This is a genomic window from Neochlamydia sp. TUME1, from assembly GCF_000813645.1.
In the GTDB taxonomy this organism is placed as follows: Bacteria; Chlamydiota; Chlamydiia; order Chlamydiales; family Parachlamydiaceae; genus Neochlamydia.
Map to the genome: position 1 here is coordinate 16,902 of NZ_JRXI01000061.1, position 16,267 is coordinate 33,168.

The window sequence follows — 16,267 nt, forward strand, 5'->3', positions numbered from 1 at the left end:
GCTTAAACTTGCCTAGCCTTCAACTAGATGACTTTAATGATTCCACTTCCTTTAGCAAACGGTGGAATAATTTGGAGCTGCATGCCACTTTCGTCTTCTAAATTGGCTTCATGTTGACAAGCGTTATGCATTGAACTTTGCATTCTATTAAATTTGCTGTAAGTCTATTAGCATTGGAGCTTAGGCTATCTTTCTATTTAATATTGAAAGATTGATAGCTTTTTAAGTTTATTCGCTGACAGGGCCAGTGAACAACATTAATACTGCGACTCCAGCTAAGATAAGAGCTGTCCCTAATAAATGCATCAGGGAAAAGGCTTCATTAAAAAAATAAACCCCAATCAAAATAATGCTTACAATCCCTAGTCCCGACCAGATGGCATATACTACGCCTACAGGTAAGGTTTTGAGAGCAATGGAGAGGGACCAAAAAGTAAGCCCATAGCCCACTAATACTACTAGTGAAGGAAAGAGCTTAGTCATCCCGTAAGAGGCTTTTAATGCACTGGTCCCTACAACTTCGCCGGCTATGGCCATTAAAAGATAAAGATATGCTTCCATAAAGACCCCGTTTAGGGGTACGATAAATCAAATACGATATAAAAGTAAATGGCGCTCAATAATAAATTTGCCATTCATAAGGAACGCGATGAAACAAGATTTTAAAAACCAGACAGTTATGATTACCGGGGCAAGTTCAGGATTTGGAGCAGCTTTTGCTGAAGCCTTTGCACGTGAAGGAGCTAGCTTAATCAACATTGCTAGGCGTAAGGATCGCTTGCAAGCTCTTGAAAGTTCTTTGCAAGAAAAATACGGGGTGGAAATTTTATCTATAGAATTGGATGTCTCGGATGAAAAAGCGGTGGTAGAAAAATTGGGTCTGTTGGCAAAAGATTCTATAGTGCCCGATCTTTTGATTAACAATGCTGGCATGGTAAGAGGGTTAAATAAAGTATGGGAGACGCCTACACAGGATTGGAATGAGATGATTGATATAAATGTTAAGGGATTACTCAATGTTAGTGCTCAGATTATTCCTCACATGGTTAAGAAAAATGCTGGGCATATCATCAATGTGGGCAGTATTTCCAGCCATGATACCTATCCTGGAGGAGGGATTTATTGTGCCACTAAATTTGCTGTTAAAGCTATTACGGATACATTAAGGAAAGAGCTGGTGAATACTCCTCTTCGTGTTTCTATGATTTCTCCTGGGATGGCTGAGACAGAATTTAGCTTAGTTAGGTTTGCTGGTGATAAGGATAAAGCCCATGCTGTTTATGAAAACATCCAATCTTTGACAGCGGAAGATGTGGCCGAGATTGTCCTTTTTATGGCTACGCGCCCTCCTCATGTCAATTTAGCTGATGTGGTGGTTTATCCTACTCATCAAGCTTCAGTATCGCTTATCTATCGAGGAGAAAGAAAAGCAAAGAGTTAGGGGAAGAAGCAATTTTTTAAGCTGTAGCTATCAAAAGGATAGGGTGCTGATGAAAAAAGCTAAACTCTCTTTCCCATAGCTTTCATGATGCTTTTTTAGTTTTTTATAAAAATAAGGATAATTTAAAAATTTTATTAAAAAATTATTTATGAGATGGGAATGAAAATTAAAAATAGATCGGTTGGCTAACCATAGCTTGGGGAGCTACGCACATCTCTAAAGTAATCCCATAACTTTGAAGTTTATCTTTAACCACGCCAAGGGCTGTTTCAGGCGTATTGCATTCGCTAGAAAGATGGGCAAGGTAGACATGTTTTAAATTAGGATGGGCAATCTTGCTTAATAGCTCAGCACAGGCTTCATTAGAAAGGTGACCGTTTCTGCTTAAAACGCGTTGTTTATACACCATAGGCCGTGAACTGGCATGGACCATAGAAGGTTGATGATTAGCCTCCACATAAAGGTAATCGCAAGCTTGCAATTGATGAAGAACTAACGTGGAGACAAATCCTAAATCTGTACAAAATCCAAGCTTTAATCCATCCAGCTTTAGAGTAAATGCTACAGGATCTAGGGTATCGTGTTGAATATTAAAAGGATGAATTTCAAGGTCGCCAAATTCAAAGCTTTCTCCTGTGGAAAATATTTTAAACTTAGGACATTCATGTAATTGCTCGACAATTCCTTTGGCCGTTTCATGATTGGCAAACACAGGAATGCCCATTTTTAAGGCTAAGACTTTAAGGCCTTGAATATGATCACTATGTTCGTGGGTAATTAAAATAGCATCTAACTCCCGGAAGTCTACTCCTATTTCGGCAAGTTTTTCTTTGGTGGCTCTTGCACTTAAGCCTGCATCAATAAGCAGCTTAAGTTGCGGCGTTCCCAAGTAAACACAGTTGCCTTTCGAGCCTGAAGCTAGAGGACAGAAACCAATCATTTGTAACATACCTAATCAATATGAGGAACGTTTTATCATATAACCATTTCCTTAGGCAAGTTTTTTAAGGCTAAATATGAAGAGGTTAGTCTCAAAAAAAACATAATGTTTAATTAAAATACCAAATATTATACATAGAACTATGCATACATTATAAAGAGGAGACCTCATGGAAACAGCCGTTCAAGTTTTAGAAAAAATGGAAAATGTATTAGATCAGCTAGTGAGCAATGCCGAAGGTTTAAAAGATTTATCGATGGAGGAATTTTCTGAAGAAGCAGTTACTCCTTTACAACAAAAGCAAGAACTTTTGGTAGAACAATTAAATGGTTTGGAAGGAAGCTTTGAAGCTTCTGAAAAAGAGGGCCAAGAAGAAGTTTTAGCTAAAATAGGTGATCGCATAGCAAAAAAACTGCGTTATTTCCAGCATTTAAATGCTGTTTTTGTGGAAAATATCACGGAGGGGAATTTTATGGAGGACTATGCTAAGAGCGATCTAGAAATGCTTGAGACAGGACTTCCTCATCGTCGACATGAAAATACTGACGAGGAATAAGCTAAAAAAATCCAAAGCATAATTAAGCTAATGCAGCTATAGAAGTTTAATCCTTGGCTCTTTGCAAGGAAGTTAGGGGGTAAGAAGAAAATTTTTTATTTGAATATTTAAAAATTTTCTTCCTCCTCTAATAAATCCTCAGATGTTTGTATGCCTTGCTTAGCTGCTAAGATCTTCCTCGGCTTGCTTCCTTCTGCAGGGCTTACAACCCCTTGGGATTCGAGTTGGTCCATTAGGCTAGCGGCACGGGCGTATCCAATTTTTAGCTTGCGTTGCAGAAAAGTGGTGGAGGCGTTGCCTGTACTGAGCACAATATCTAGTGCCTGGTCATATAAGGCATCTTGGGGCGCATCCGTAGAAGCTAGTGACCCACCGGAATCTTCAATGGAGATGGAGCCGATGGTATCAAAGGACTCAATGACATAATGAGGAGGGGCTTGATCGCAGATATATTTAACAACGCTGTGGATATCTTCATCCCGTATAAAGGCCCCTTGGGCTCTTACTAAATGGGAAGTACCTGGAGGAAGAAAAAGCATATCTCCATTTCCTAATAAGCTCTCAGCGCCTGTCTCATCCAGAATAATTTGACTATTGATGCGGCTAGCCACCTTAAAGGAAATTCGTGTAGGAAAATTAGCTTTTATTAATCCCGTAATCACTTCTCGAGAGGGACGTTGGGTGGCTAGGACAAGATGAATACCAATGGCTCGTGCCATCTGAGCAATACGAGCAATCGGTGTTTCAATGTCACTACTAGCAACCATCATTAAGTCAGCGAGCTCATCGATAATTCCTACAATATAAGGCATCTTTTCAGGAACTTCGATGTTTAAAGAATCTTCCAAGTCTTTATTGATGACACGGTTATTAAAGCTTTCAATGTTTCTTACACCGGTTTGTTTCAAGATTTCGTAGCGTTTTTCCATTTCTTTTACCATCCAGCGCAGCGCAGCGCAAGCACCATGGGGCTCGGTAATCACTGGCGCTAACATGTGAGGAAGACGAGTATAGGGGGTTAGCTCTACTTTCTTAGGATCCACCATGACAAGCTTAATCTCATCGGGTCTAGCATTTAGCACAATGGACATGACAATCGTATTAATACAAACAGATTTACCTGAACCGGTAGCGCCTGCGATAATGCAATGAGGCATCTTGGCAAGATCACTCATTACGTAGTCTCCATTAACAGCTTTACCAAGAAGGATAGGAATGTGAAACTTCTTTGTACCCTGTTGATAGGTGGTTAACATATCTTTAAAGCTGACTTCTTGAGGAGAGGGGTTAGGCACTTCGATGCCTACAGCAGCTTTGCCAGGAATGGGAGCAATGATCCTAATTGATCTGGCTTCCATATTAAGAGCAATATCATTCTCTAATGTTTTTATACGTTGAACTTTAACACCTATAGCGGGATGAACCTCGAACGAGGTGATGGTAGGTCCGCAATTAATTTGACCCACTTTAGCTTCAATGCCAAAGCTTAACAATGTTTCTTCTAATACTTCAGCCTGCTTTTTTAAGTCTTTCTTTAAAGAAGTTTGGTCAAATTTCTTTGGGTTGGTTAATAAATTAAAAGAGGGGAGATTATAAGCGGAAAAATCACCATTATGCACCCGTTGTGCCTTAAGGGCTGCTTCTCTTTTATCTAGTTGTTCATTTGCCAATTCTTTCTTTTTCACGGCAGGAGGAGGCGTTTGCAAAGGCTGCGCTGGTAATTGAAAAGAAAGTTGATCTTCATTTTTTTCTTTACGAGAAACAGAAGGACGTGTAGTCAAATTAATTTCTGGACGTATAGCTAACAATTCTGAGGAAGGAGGGCGATCCTGCGCTATAGAGGTATTATCTGAATGCGTGCCTGCCAAAAAGCCAGGAATACGTAATTTAACATAGCGCATGAAATCGCTATCTTTTTTAGCTTCAACTTCCACTTTTACTTCTTTTTTTTCTAATGGAGCTAAAGCACTCAAAGCATTTGAACTATTTTTGGATAGCTTAGCTTTAACTTTAGAAAAAAGGCGTAAGATATTTAAGATTAAATTTTGAGGCATAATCTTAAAAATAAAAAATAGGCTGGCTAGTAAAGTACTGGTGAACAGAACCATCACGCCTGAGACCCCTATAAACCGATAGAGATTAAAGATAGGTAAATCTTTATAGAGGTAAAATAAAGGAGCACCACCCAGATGATAACGCTGACGCTTTAACCATAAATTAGGATAAAAAAACTGACTGAGAGTATTGCCTAACAAAGGGTAAAGATCTTCGACGACGTTTAAAATCATGCTAAAGGAAAGGATTAACAAGAAAGTAAAAAAGAGTTTACTACCGATATGGCGGATAGGTTTATCTATAAGAAGCCTCCAACCTGCCCATGTGCAAAAGCCACATATAATGTAGCTTGATAGTCCAAAAATTCCATGAAAAACCATACCGATGCTATAGCCTAATAACCCCACCCAATGATGTGTGCGTTCATTGTAAGCAAAGCTTACCAAACTTAAAAATATTAAAAACGTAGAAGCAAGAGCAACGACTCCATAAATGCTGCTATGCATAGGCATTGGAGGGGCTTTTTCAGAAGCTGCCTTTGCTGCTTTCTTTTTAGCCATAAGATCCCTTATAAGTTTCTAAAAAATAGAGTTGTTACCATGCCTACCAACAGGCAATACCCTATAAAATACATAAATAGGCGTTTAGATGCTAGCTTTTGAAGATAATGCAAAGCAATTATTCCGAATAGGAAGGAAAAGAAAAAGCCTGCTAAATACTGTACCCAAGAGATAGCGGGTAAGCTATAGTTGTCTCTTTTTAAAATTAGCTGGCCTAATTCAACTATAATGCTAGCCATAAGTGTGGGGATAGCTAAAAGAAAGGAAAAAGTGATCGCATGTTCATAGTTCCAACCTAACAAGCGTGCTGCCGAAATAGTAGCTCCACTTCGGGAAATTCCCGGGAACACAGCCATCGCTTGAAAAAAACCAATCATTAAAGCCTCTTTCCAAGTATGCTTCGACATTTCTGTAACAGAAGAAGTTTTTTTACTCAAGCAAACTCCTAAATACATAAGAGCAGCCGTAAAAAGAAAAAAATAGCCTAAATACTCAATGTGATCAAAAAAAGCCTTAATGAACTGAAGAAAAAATACCAAAGGAAAAAGCGGCAGCAAGGCAATAAAAAGAAAGTATAACACTTTTTTTTCACTAGTTAAAAGTGTTTTAATCTTTTTGAAAAAGGCAATAAAGAGAGCTAATAACGTCCCCAAATGACATATAAGATCAAAAGTAATGAGATCTTTGAAATTATTCATACCTAGCAGGTATTGAGCCAAAATCAGGTGCCCAGAAGAGCTGACAGGTAAAAATTCGGTAATACCTTGAATGAATCCTAAGAAAATTGCTTCAATTGTTGACACAGCAGCTGTTTGACTTGTAAAAAAGGGCGATCGACGGGATTCGAACCCGCGACATTTGGAACCACAATCCAACGCTCTAACCAACTGAGCTACGATCGCCGCATAACAAACAAGTTATTTAACTTAAAATAGCTATTTAGGTCAACAGGTTTTTCCATATTTTTTAAGGAAAATGTTAAGATATAGCTAGTGATAGCACCAACTTTTAAGGTCTCTTCCTTTAGGGGTCCTAAAAAGAAAGCAGACATCGATCATAGCTCTAAGAAATTAAAAACTCTGCTTCTTTCATTTTTTTCTTTTAAAGGTTTAAAAGCACAATCTTACGTATCTTTATAGATTAACAGTTTGCCTATATCATCTAAAAATAATAGCATTAAATTATTCTTAATTTCTCTCTCTGTTTTTTATTTAAATTCTTTTAGAATTATTATATATATGTTATTTTATATTAATTAATAAACGATCGTGTATTTGTAAATAGGATTTAATTATAAAAAATAATAAAACTTATGAATATAGAAAGCATACATAGGCCTCGTTTTATATTTCCTGTCTTTAGAAAAATAGAAGAAGAGTTAGCTTATTCTTCAGGATATTCAGCCATATATAGGAAGATTGGCTTAAGAATCTTTAAAGAATTGAAAGAGCAAGATGTATGTCGATTAAGAGTTGTATGTAAAGAATGGAAACAACTCCTTCAAGAAGCTTCTTTATGGAAAAAACTTTATCCAAAAAGCTCTATTGCTAGGCCTGACGGTAAAAACCAGGAAATTAGGGCTAGCCATAAGAATGAAGTTTTTAATCCTTTTAAGCTTCTAGTTTCTCTATCCTCAGAAACTTTAGAAAGCCTGCTCTTCTCTGTGGATGGTTTAAATGATGAAAAAATACAGGGTATTTTTAATACTCAAAGCTATACTCAAATTTTTAAACAAACCAACATCGACAAGATCAAATTTTTGCAAAATTACCCAACTGACAAATTACAGGCCTACCTTCGAAAACTTAATAACTACCTAGGACAAATTACTCCTCCTATGGATTACACAAATGAGCGTTTATCCAAAGAGAGAATAAAAGAATTAGAAGAATTTTATACGCTAGCTTTAAAACTGGCTGTTTATGACAAAGACTGTATGCAGGAAATCTTTTGTATAGAAAAGCTGGGTGATATTTATGTGGAAAAAGGCACAGCAGAAGCACTTCTTCAAGCAGCAGGGCTTTATAATTACGTTTTATCTTGTTCTTCTTCTTTAGAAAGCTGTGAAATGACTAGAAAAAAGTTATCCCAAGCTGAAACTTTACTTATTAAGATCTGTAATAGTAAATCTTCAGATCTTGAGACGAGACAAACATATTTCATGAAAAACCGCAAATTATTGAAAGGTCTTAGAGATAATATAGAGAAGAAAATACAAGCTTTCTCTGGAGACCCTTCTGCTGAAGAGGTCAGAGAGCTCTATCGCGAGATTACTCGAAGCGTAAAGGAATTTTTTAGCAATCTGGTAAATCAATCGATAGAGGCTTTAGGAGCTAAGCCCTGCGAGTTTGCGATGATAGGGTTTGGTTCTTTAGCTAGAGAAGAGATGACGCCTTACTCCGATCTAGAATTTGGCATTCTTGTGCAAGAAAACACTCCTACAACTAGAAAATATTTTAAATCTCTTACGTTTCTCCTTCACCTACAAGTTATCAATCTAGGAGAAACTATCCTACCTGCTTTAAATATTTCCTGTTTAAAAGCGATAGGCTTTTTTGATGCTAAGACTCCTCGAGGTTTTTGCTTTGATGGTGAAGGAGTGGAAGGAAAGGGGTGTAAAACTCCTTTTGGAAACCGCCATACATTTGAGCTTATTAACACCCCAGAAAAGATGGCGCAATATATCGCTAAAAATGAGGAGGGTAGATGGTGGCATGATCAAGAGCCGCATCTTCCCATGGAACTTTTAACTTTCACTCACCTATTAGGCAATCCTGAACTAACCAGGCGTTATAGCCAAAAAGTTCAAGAAATATTAGAAACTCCCTACCAAGAGAACTTTACCCTTCGCCAGCATCTAGCTAAGCACCATTTAGTACAACAGGATATGAAAAATTTTGATCCTGGAGTAGACATGTTAGAAAAACAAGGGATGCTTTTTAAAGCTAAAAATGACTTTTATCGCTTTCCCCATTTGGCTATAGATCGACTGGCTCTTCTTCTAAACGTGGCTCCTTCAGATACTTTTGCTAGAATTGATCAGCTAAATCAGCAAGAAATTCTAACAGGCGAGGCAGCTAAAAAGTTAAAAGAATGGATGGGTATAGCACTGTTTATGCGTCTTAAAACCTATTCTTATTATCAAGCTCAAAAGGATAGTATGAATCCTCTAATCAAGCCGTTTGGTTTTGACGAGCCTGAAATCGTTCAAAAATGTTTGGCACTGGATCATAAAACCTTAGAAAAAATAAAAAAATTTATGGTATATTTATTCCTTTCTACAAGGTTATTCAAGAGTTTTTAGCTGGCAATGAGGAAGTTCTTAAATCTTCTGGTTTAGATAATAGTGCGCTTCACACACAGGGCCTTATAGCTTTAAGGCTTTTGCAGTATGAAGAAGCAAAAAAGTATTATGAATTAGCCATACAAGTCAGCCCAGGAGACGTGGAAGTGTGGAATACTCTCGCTACGATTTACTACGCTCAAGGAAATTTAGAGAAGGCGATTGAGATTAACACGAGGGCACTCAATACTGCTCTTAAACAGAATAAAAAAAATCTTTATCATATAGCAAGAAGTTACAATAACCTAGGAATGGTCTATCTTGACCAAGGGAATTTAGAAAAGGCTGCGGGATATGCTAATCAGGCCCTCACCATTGGCTATAGAATGGTGGAAGAAAATCATCCACTCATAGCTATTCGCTATAGCAATCTAGGCAATATCTTTGAATCTCAGGGAAATCTTAAATTAGCTATTAAATGTGTAAAGAAAGCGCTTGAGATTGATCTTAAGGTTTCCGGGATTGATCATCCTCACCTGGCAATTCGTTACAATAATTTGGCACGCATGTATAACGCCAATGGAAAATTAACTCAGGCGATTTATTGTGCCGAGCAGGCGCTCGCCCTTGATCTTAAGCTTTTTGGTGAAAATCATCCCAAAATGGCAATTCGCTACGATAATCTTGGGACGATCTGTAAGGCTCAGGGAGATTTGGAACAGGCGGCTGAATATATGAATCGAGCGCTTGCTATAGATCTTAAGTTCTTTGGCAAAATTCATCCTAGGATAGCCAGCCATTACAGCAATCTGGGTACGATCTATTTTAGCCAACGAAAGTTAGAAAAAGCCGTTGAATATGCCAGGCAAGCACTAGACGTTGATCTTAAGCTATATGGTAAAGATTATCATAAGGTAGCCATCCGTTTTAACAACCTGGCACAAATCTATCAATTACAAGGAAGGTTAAGAAAAGCGGCTAGATATACTAGGAAAGCACTCAATATTAGTCTTAACTGCTTTGGTAAAAAACACTTTCAGCTAGCAACTTTCTATAAAAATCTGGGGATTATCTATCTATGTCAAAGCAAATTAGAACTGGCGGCCGATTGTATGAAGCAAGCGCTTCAAATTAACTTAGAGCTTTATGGACAAAATCATCCCTATGTACAAGAAGTTTACGAACATTTGCAAAAGATTTATCAAGCACAAGGGGATTTAAAGCAGGCAGCTAAATACGCCAAAAAAATGCTTAAATTTCACATCAAAAGTTCTGATAAAGCTCATGACTATGCTCCGCAAGCAATATGTTATAATAACCTTGCATCAATCTACCATAGTCAAGGCAAGCTAGAAAAGGCGATTGCTTGTAAAAAGCAATCTCTTAAAAATAATCTTAAGCTCCGCGGCAAAAAGCATTTACTGAGTGCTGTAGAGTATGAAAACTTAGGACAGCTCTATCAAATGCAAGGAAATTTGGAGCAGGCGGTTAAGTATGTCAACAAAGCGCTTAAAATCAACCAGCACCTATTGGAGAAAAACCATCCCAATATCGCTAGACTTTATAATAAATTTACCTCTATTTTAAAAACGATAGACGAGCCCACTAAATATGCTATGAAAGCACTAGAAAGCCCTCTTAAAGTCTATGGCAACCATTCCTTAATAATAAAAGTATTTTATCATAATTTGAGAGAATTTATCTCAAATTTTCACTAGTTTTAGTAGTATAAATAATTTTTTTTAATCAACTTCTTATATAATTAATCATAAAAGAATAATCCTTAAATTTTTCTCTTCTGTGGTTTGGTTTAAACATCCTTTTTTTGAAGGAAGAATCATTATCTTTTTTAATGCAGTGTAAGCTTTGTAGAGGTGGATGAGTCTATAAATGAATATCTATCTAGGGTCTTGTAGACTTTCAAACAAGATTAAATTTTGCGAATGTCATTAGGCGAAAAGAAAGAGAAAGGTGTGTCTTAAAAGAATGCTGAGTTTTCACCCCTATAATTATCGGTTTGGCCTAAAAAGCAAGGTAGGATAATCATTAGATTGCGATTGGCTAATCCGTCCTAAAAGATATTTTAAGCTTTAGCTTTTTAAAAAATGGCATTTTTTTTGAGAACATATGGAGAGAGCCGTAGTGGCACACAAGCTATTATATTCTCTTGTCTTAAAACATTTTTAGGTATCCTTCTATTTTTTTTGCCTATACCGTGATGAAGTTATTTTTGTGACAGTCAAGTCTAGCCTTATCCTCCTATCAGCATAGGCAACAAGGTTGTCAATAATTTATCTAAATGCAGCTACCCATGCGAGCCCATCCGCTAGATGAAATCTTTAATGATCCATGTGCAGTATGATTTAGATAAAATAGGAGAGGATTCACAATTTTCTTTCCTAGCAAATAAAGAATAAAATGTTGAATGTTTATGAAATAGGCTGTTGATGTATAAATTTTTTCCTGCCGGGTATAAGTGAAATAAAACCGAGCAAATGGCCAGGAAAGCTATTTTACTTAAAAAATGAATGGGTAGTTGAAACAATCAATAAATTGATGGTATAGAAAATTTAGCCAAATCCCAATTAGAGGGAGAAAATAGCAAAAGGATGAAAAGCTTTCCCTGCATCTAGCTTGCTAGGGTTTTAGATAGATCAATTAAAAGGTCCGCATATAGATAATAAATAAGCTTACACATTGTATTAGAAGGAAAATTGAATGCTAAAAATAAATGGCAAGCAGGTAAGCTTATGGGTGCAGTAAATCTAGATCTTAATTTCCCTTCGACATCCACATGCAAGGAGAGCCAAAAAAATTTTATCTCTCCTTCCTTAAACAGGATCGAATACGCAAAGATTGGATTAAAAACCTTTGCAGAATTAAAATTGCAAGATTGGTGTCTAGCAAGTCTTACTTGTAAGCAGTGGAAGCAGCTTACTCAAGAGCCTAGCACACAGAAAGAGCTTTATTTCCAAGCGATAAAGGGAGAGGGCATTGAAGAGCAATCTTCTATCAGCCTTCTTGAGAATGAGGTTTCCGATCATCCCCAGGCTAACATCTTAGCTTTTCGCCCTACAGCAATTAATATAAATATTTCCCTTCCTTTTGCCCCTCTCATCTATATCAAAGAAAAATGCTTAAAAAAAGAGGGTTTTTTATCGAAAGATAAAATAGAAGAAGCTGAAAATGCTTACGCGCTAACATTAAAAGGTGCTGCTCAAGAAAAGGATTCTATCCAGCAAAGCTTTTACGCAGAAAAATTAGGGGATGTCTATTTGGCTAAAAAAATTCCCGAAACGCTTCTTCAAGCCGCAGGGCTTTACAATTATGCTATGCATCTTTCTTCCCCCGAGAGGCTGGAGCTTCTTAAAGAAAAGCTTGCTAAAATTCAAAACCTACTTAGCCAGTTGTATGAGGAAAAAACTTTAGACTATAATTTACTAAGAAATCAATTTGAAGCCAACCGGCAAAAATTAAAGAATTTAAGAAGTAAAATAGAGAAACAAATCCAATCTTTACCTGAAAACCCGGCTCCTCAGGTGGTCAGAGAGCTGTATGGTGAGATCTCTCAACAGGTAAAAGCTTTCTTCAAGATTCTTGTAAAGCAGAGCATTGACACCTTAGGAGCTGAGCCTTGTGAGTATGCCATGATAGGATTTGGCTCCTTAGCTAGAGAAGAAATGACTCTTTATTCCGATTTAGAGTTTGGTATTCTTATAAAAGATGATACCTTAACAAATAGGGATTATTTTAAGCGTCTAACAACTTTAATTCACTTGAAGGTGATTAATTTAGGGGAAACTATCCTGCCTGCTTTAGATATTCCTTGCTTAAAAGCTATAGATTTTTTTGATAGCATAACTCCAAGAGGTTTTGCCTTTGATGGGGCAGGAGTAGCAGGAAAAGGCTGCAAAACCCCTTATGGCAATCGTCAAACATTTGAGCTTATTCAGACTCCTGAAAAGATGGCGCAATATATAGCTAAAGATGAAGAAGGCCATTGGTGGCATCAGCAAGAACCTCATCTTCCCCTGGAGCTTGTGACCTACACTCATCTGTTAGGTGCTTTTAAATTAACGGAACAATATAAACAAGAATTACAAGAAAACCTGGAGACTTGTTATCAAAAAAGCCTTACTCTTCGTCAATACTTAGCTAAGCATCATCTGGTTGAAGAGGACATGATGATTTTCGAACCACGAATAGGAGAACTAGAGTGTCAGGGCATGCTTTTCAACACCAAACATGACCTTTATCGTTTCCTTCATCTAGCTTTAGATAGGCTAGCGCTTTTTAATAGAGTGGCAGCCGTGGATACGTATAGCAGGATCGATCAATTAAGCAAGCGAGGGGTCTTGAATCAGGGAGCTGCTGAAAAGTTAAAAGAGTGGATGCTTACAGCGTTACTAATGCGCCTTAAAACCTATTCCTATTATCAAGCCCAACAGGAAATGATGAATCCTCTCATTAAGGTTTTTGATATTGACGAATCTACCCTTGTTCAAAAGCAGCTTGGCTTAGATGGGGAAACATTAGCAAAGATAAAGAAAATCTATCATGTTTTTATTCCCTTCTATCAGGCTATGAAAGAGTTTTTATTAGGGGGGGAGGATAGATTAAAATTTTCAATTGTAGATGAAAGCTCTCCTCAAATGCAGGGAGATATAGCTCTAAGGTTTTTCCAACATGAGGAAGCTAAAAATTGGTATAGCTTAGCAAGAAAAGAAACTTCAGAAAATTCTGATCTATTAAATACTTTGGGAATAATTGATGAAATCCAAGGAAATTTAGAGCAGGCGATTGAGCATATCTATCAAGCACTTGAAATAGACCTCAAGCTTGAGGGGAAAGATAGCCTGCTAGTGGCAAGAGATTATAATAATTTAGGAGTTTTCTATCAAAACCAGGGAAAATTTGGAAAAGCAGCTAACTATGTAAAGCTAGCCCTTAAAATTACTATTAAGCTATATGGCAAAAATAACATAAAGGTAGCAAATTGTTATAATAATTTAGGATGCATCTATCTAGAAGAAGGTAACTTGGAAAAGGCAGCTAAGTATGCCAAGCAAGCGCTCGAGATAGGCTTCAGGCTTTACGGAAAAAGTCATTCTAGCCTAGCTATATACTTTAGCAACCTGGGGCGGATCTACCAAGAGCAGGGAGATTTAGCAAAAGGAGTAAAGCTCATCAAGCTTGCGTTTGATATAGACCTCAAGCTGTATGGAGAGCATCACCCTAATATGAGCAAGAATTATAATATTATAGGACTGATGTATCATGCACAGAAGGATTGTGAGCAGGCAGCTAAGTACTTGAAGCAAGCTTTAAAAACCGATCTCAAATTATTAGGAAAAAATCATATAAAAATAGCTACTCGTTATAATAACTTAGGAAGTATTTATCAAAGCCAAGGTCATTTAAAAGAGGCTTTTAAATTGATCCGCAAAGCCCTTAAAATAAATATTAAATTATTCGGAGAGACCCACCCTAATGTAGCCACAAGTTACAATCATCTTGGAACGATCTTTCAAAAACAAGGAGATTTTGAGCAGGCCATAGAGAATGCCAAAAAAGCATTGAAAATCCGTATCGAGCTTTTTGGCAATTATCATCCCAGCGTAGCAAGAGTTCACCATAATCTTGGAACGATTTATCAAGAAAAAGGCAATGTTAAGCAAGCTGCTAAGTCATTCACTCAAGCACTAGGTGTCTTCCTTAAAGTATATGGTGCAAATCATTTAAAGGCAGCAAAGCCCTGCCATCATTTAGGGCAAATTTATCAATCTCATGGAGAATTCGGAAAAGCAGCTAAGTATATCCATCAGGAACTTCAGATTAATATTCAGCAGTACGGTGAATACCATCCCCATGTAGCTGCAGATTATAAAAATTTAGGGCTTATCTATCGAAAGCAAGGAAAATTGAGGCACGCCGGTAAATATATCAAGAAAGCACTTAAAATTAATATTAAACTTTTTAGTGAAAACCACCCTCTCGTAATAAGAGATTGTGAGGACCTGGGAATGGTTTATCAAGAGCAAGGGAAGCTAGGAAAAGCGCTTAATTATACTAAGCAAGCTCTTCGAAGTGGCATTGTTATATATGGCATTCATCATCCTGAGGTAGCAACCATTAACGGTAACCTACAAAAACTCAAGTCACTTTTTCCAACGTCTGAGGTGAAAACAACCACACTTCTTAAGAGGCAGGATAAGTCAACAGGAAGGAAAGCGTTGAGTTGACTTGGAGAATAAGAATATGACTTTGTGTAAAAGGTGCTGCTATGATAATAACTTAACGAGAAAGAAAATCAGCTATCCATGCTCTTTTGAGTTGGAGCTAACGACGAGCTTTTAAAATTACTAAGCTATCAAATGCTTGCCTTGTGTTTAGTCCGATTTAAAAGAGAGAGTGTATTTGAATTTGATTAATCATGTCCGAATGATTAGGGCTGCGAGAGAGCTAGCTAGCTTAGAAAAAGAAAGGGCTGGTGCTAAAGCTGCTTTTCAGCCTAGCAGGCTAAAAAGTTGTTTCAAGAAACTATAAATAATGCTAAATACCTATTTAACTTTTCATTAAAAATTAAGTAAAAAAGTAACAGTTCAGATACCCCCTTTTTATTCAGGAGTGTTTGAATAAAATAGAAGTTAGGTAATGGCTTCTTGCAAGTTGGCCTGTCGATCTATGGCTAATAGACGAGGGCTGCCTCGGATGGCATCTGCCAATGCATCCCAGACATTCCAGCCTTGTTTGCGTGCCGTAGAAATGTAGCTGCGGATGCGGCAAAAAATTTGCCCTCCTGTAGGTTTACGAAAACAACCGGATATCTTTTGCTTTAGCTTAACCATACGTATATCTTGTTCGCCTTGATTGTTGGTAAAGGGCACGGCAAAGTCATACATGAAACGCAGCACACTTTCTCGTTTTTCTTTTAGACGGTCTAGGAGATTTTTACCCTCCCGTTGCTTTTGCTTACCTCTTCTACCTTTAGGCAAAGGAGGTAAGCTTAAATGATAGGTAAGCCCATCAGTAATCCTCTGTGTATAGGCCTGCTCGATATGCTGTAAAACCTTTAAAGGCAGGGCCCCTTGTTCTACATGTTTTTCTACTTCTTGCTTGGCAAAAATCAGGAGCTCCTTCATCTGTTTGGCCCACTCTTCCTGCTTTTCTTCATGCATAAACGTCAATTCTCGCCAGTGATGGGCGTTGCATAATCCATGCCGCATTTGTTTATAAGAAAAGTAAGGAAACCAATGGTCATGGATGGCTATCCCTTTAAATTGAGGTAAAATGTTTGCCTCATCCATGGCTTGCTGCCCGCGCTTAGCATGTAGGGTGTATAAAGTAGCCCTTGGTGAAGAGGCTACATGCACCCATGATAGTTTTTTTTCACAGCGGATGCCTGTCTCATCAAAGTGTAAAACGCGTGTAG

10 protein-coding genes and 1 tRNA gene are annotated in these 16,267 nt (G+C 37.5%); 5 read left to right on the plus strand and 6 right to left on the minus strand.

Going from position 1 to position 16,267, the window contains the following annotated elements; all coding sequences use genetic code 11:
* Nucleotides 1-228 precede the first annotated feature (228 nt).
* Nucleotides 229-561 carry a multidrug efflux SMR transporter gene (locus tag DB41_RS02690; RefSeq protein WP_039383991.1) on the minus strand — a complete coding sequence of 111 codons (333 nt, stop codon included), beginning with the start codon at nucleotides 559-561 and terminating at the stop codon, nucleotides 229-231.
* Nucleotides 562-649: 88 nt separating this feature from the next.
* On the opposite strand from DB41_RS02690, the gene DB41_RS02695 reads away from it, so the two are divergent.
* Nucleotides 650-1,441 (plus strand): SDR family NAD(P)-dependent oxidoreductase, encoded by a 792-nt coding sequence (locus tag DB41_RS02695; protein ID WP_039383992.1) that lies wholly within the window; start codon nucleotides 650-652, stop codon nucleotides 1,439-1,441.
* Nucleotides 1,442-1,607: 166 nt separating this feature from the next.
* Here the strand turns inward: DB41_RS02695 and DB41_RS02700 are convergent, their stop codons facing one another.
* Nucleotides 1,608-2,381, minus strand: a complete 774-nt coding sequence (locus DB41_RS02700; protein WP_039383994.1) for an MBL fold metallo-hydrolase — start codon at nucleotides 2,379-2,381, stop codon at nucleotides 1,608-1,610.
* Nucleotides 2,382-2,550: 169 nt separating this feature from the next.
* Between DB41_RS02700 and DB41_RS02705 the strand changes: the two genes are divergently transcribed.
* Nucleotides 2,551-2,937, plus strand: a complete 387-nt coding sequence (locus DB41_RS02705) for a hypothetical protein (RefSeq protein ID WP_039383996.1) — start codon at nucleotides 2,551-2,553, stop codon at nucleotides 2,935-2,937.
* A 107-nt stretch (nucleotides 2,938-3,044) separates the two neighbouring features.
* Here the strand turns inward: DB41_RS02705 and DB41_RS02710 are convergent, their stop codons facing one another.
* The 3 genes from DB41_RS02710 to DB41_RS02720 all read right to left on the minus strand — a co-directional run bounded on the left by DB41_RS02710 (nucleotide 3,045) and on the right by DB41_RS02720 (nucleotide 6,454).
* Complete coding sequence (locus DB41_RS02710) at nucleotides 3,045-5,552, minus strand: DNA translocase FtsK (protein WP_052243820.1); 2,508 nt, start codon at nucleotides 5,550-5,552, stop codon at nucleotides 3,045-3,047.
* Nucleotides 5,553-5,560: 8 nt separating this feature from the next.
* Nucleotides 5,561-6,355 (minus strand): undecaprenyl-diphosphate phosphatase, encoded by a 795-nt coding sequence (locus tag DB41_RS02715; RefSeq protein WP_039384009.1) that lies wholly within the window; start codon nucleotides 6,353-6,355, stop codon nucleotides 5,561-5,563.
* A gap of 25 nt (nucleotides 6,356-6,380) precedes the next feature.
* Nucleotides 6,381-6,454 (minus strand) — tRNA-His (locus DB41_RS02720).
* A 410-nt stretch (nucleotides 6,455-6,864) separates the two neighbouring features.
* Here DB41_RS02720 and DB41_RS02725 point away from each other — a divergent pair.
* The 3 genes from DB41_RS02725 (at nucleotide 6,865) to DB41_RS02735 (ending at nucleotide 15,077) form a co-directional block, all read left to right on the plus strand.
* A complete protein-coding gene (locus DB41_RS02725) occupies nucleotides 6,865-8,856 on the plus strand; it encodes an F-box-like domain-containing protein (protein ID WP_039383997.1) in 1,992 nt (663 codons plus the stop codon).
* A complete protein-coding gene (locus DB41_RS02730) occupies nucleotides 8,841-10,553 on the plus strand; it encodes a lipopolysaccharide assembly protein LapB (protein WP_255350900.1) in 1,713 nt (570 codons plus the stop codon). Before DB41_RS02725 ends, DB41_RS02730 begins: the two co-directional genes overlap by 16 nt.
* A gap of 996 nt (nucleotides 10,554-11,549) precedes the next feature.
* Nucleotides 11,550-15,077: a tetratricopeptide repeat protein gene (locus DB41_RS02735; protein ID WP_039384001.1), complete on the plus strand. Its 3,528-nt coding sequence runs from the start codon at nucleotides 11,550-11,552 to the stop codon at nucleotides 15,075-15,077.
* 405 nt (nucleotides 15,078-15,482) lie between these two features.
* On the opposite strand, the gene DB41_RS02740 is transcribed toward DB41_RS02735, so the two are convergent.
* The coding region (locus DB41_RS02740; RefSeq protein WP_155117548.1) for an IS66 family transposase at nucleotides 15,483-16,267 on the minus strand (785 nt) is incomplete at its 5' end.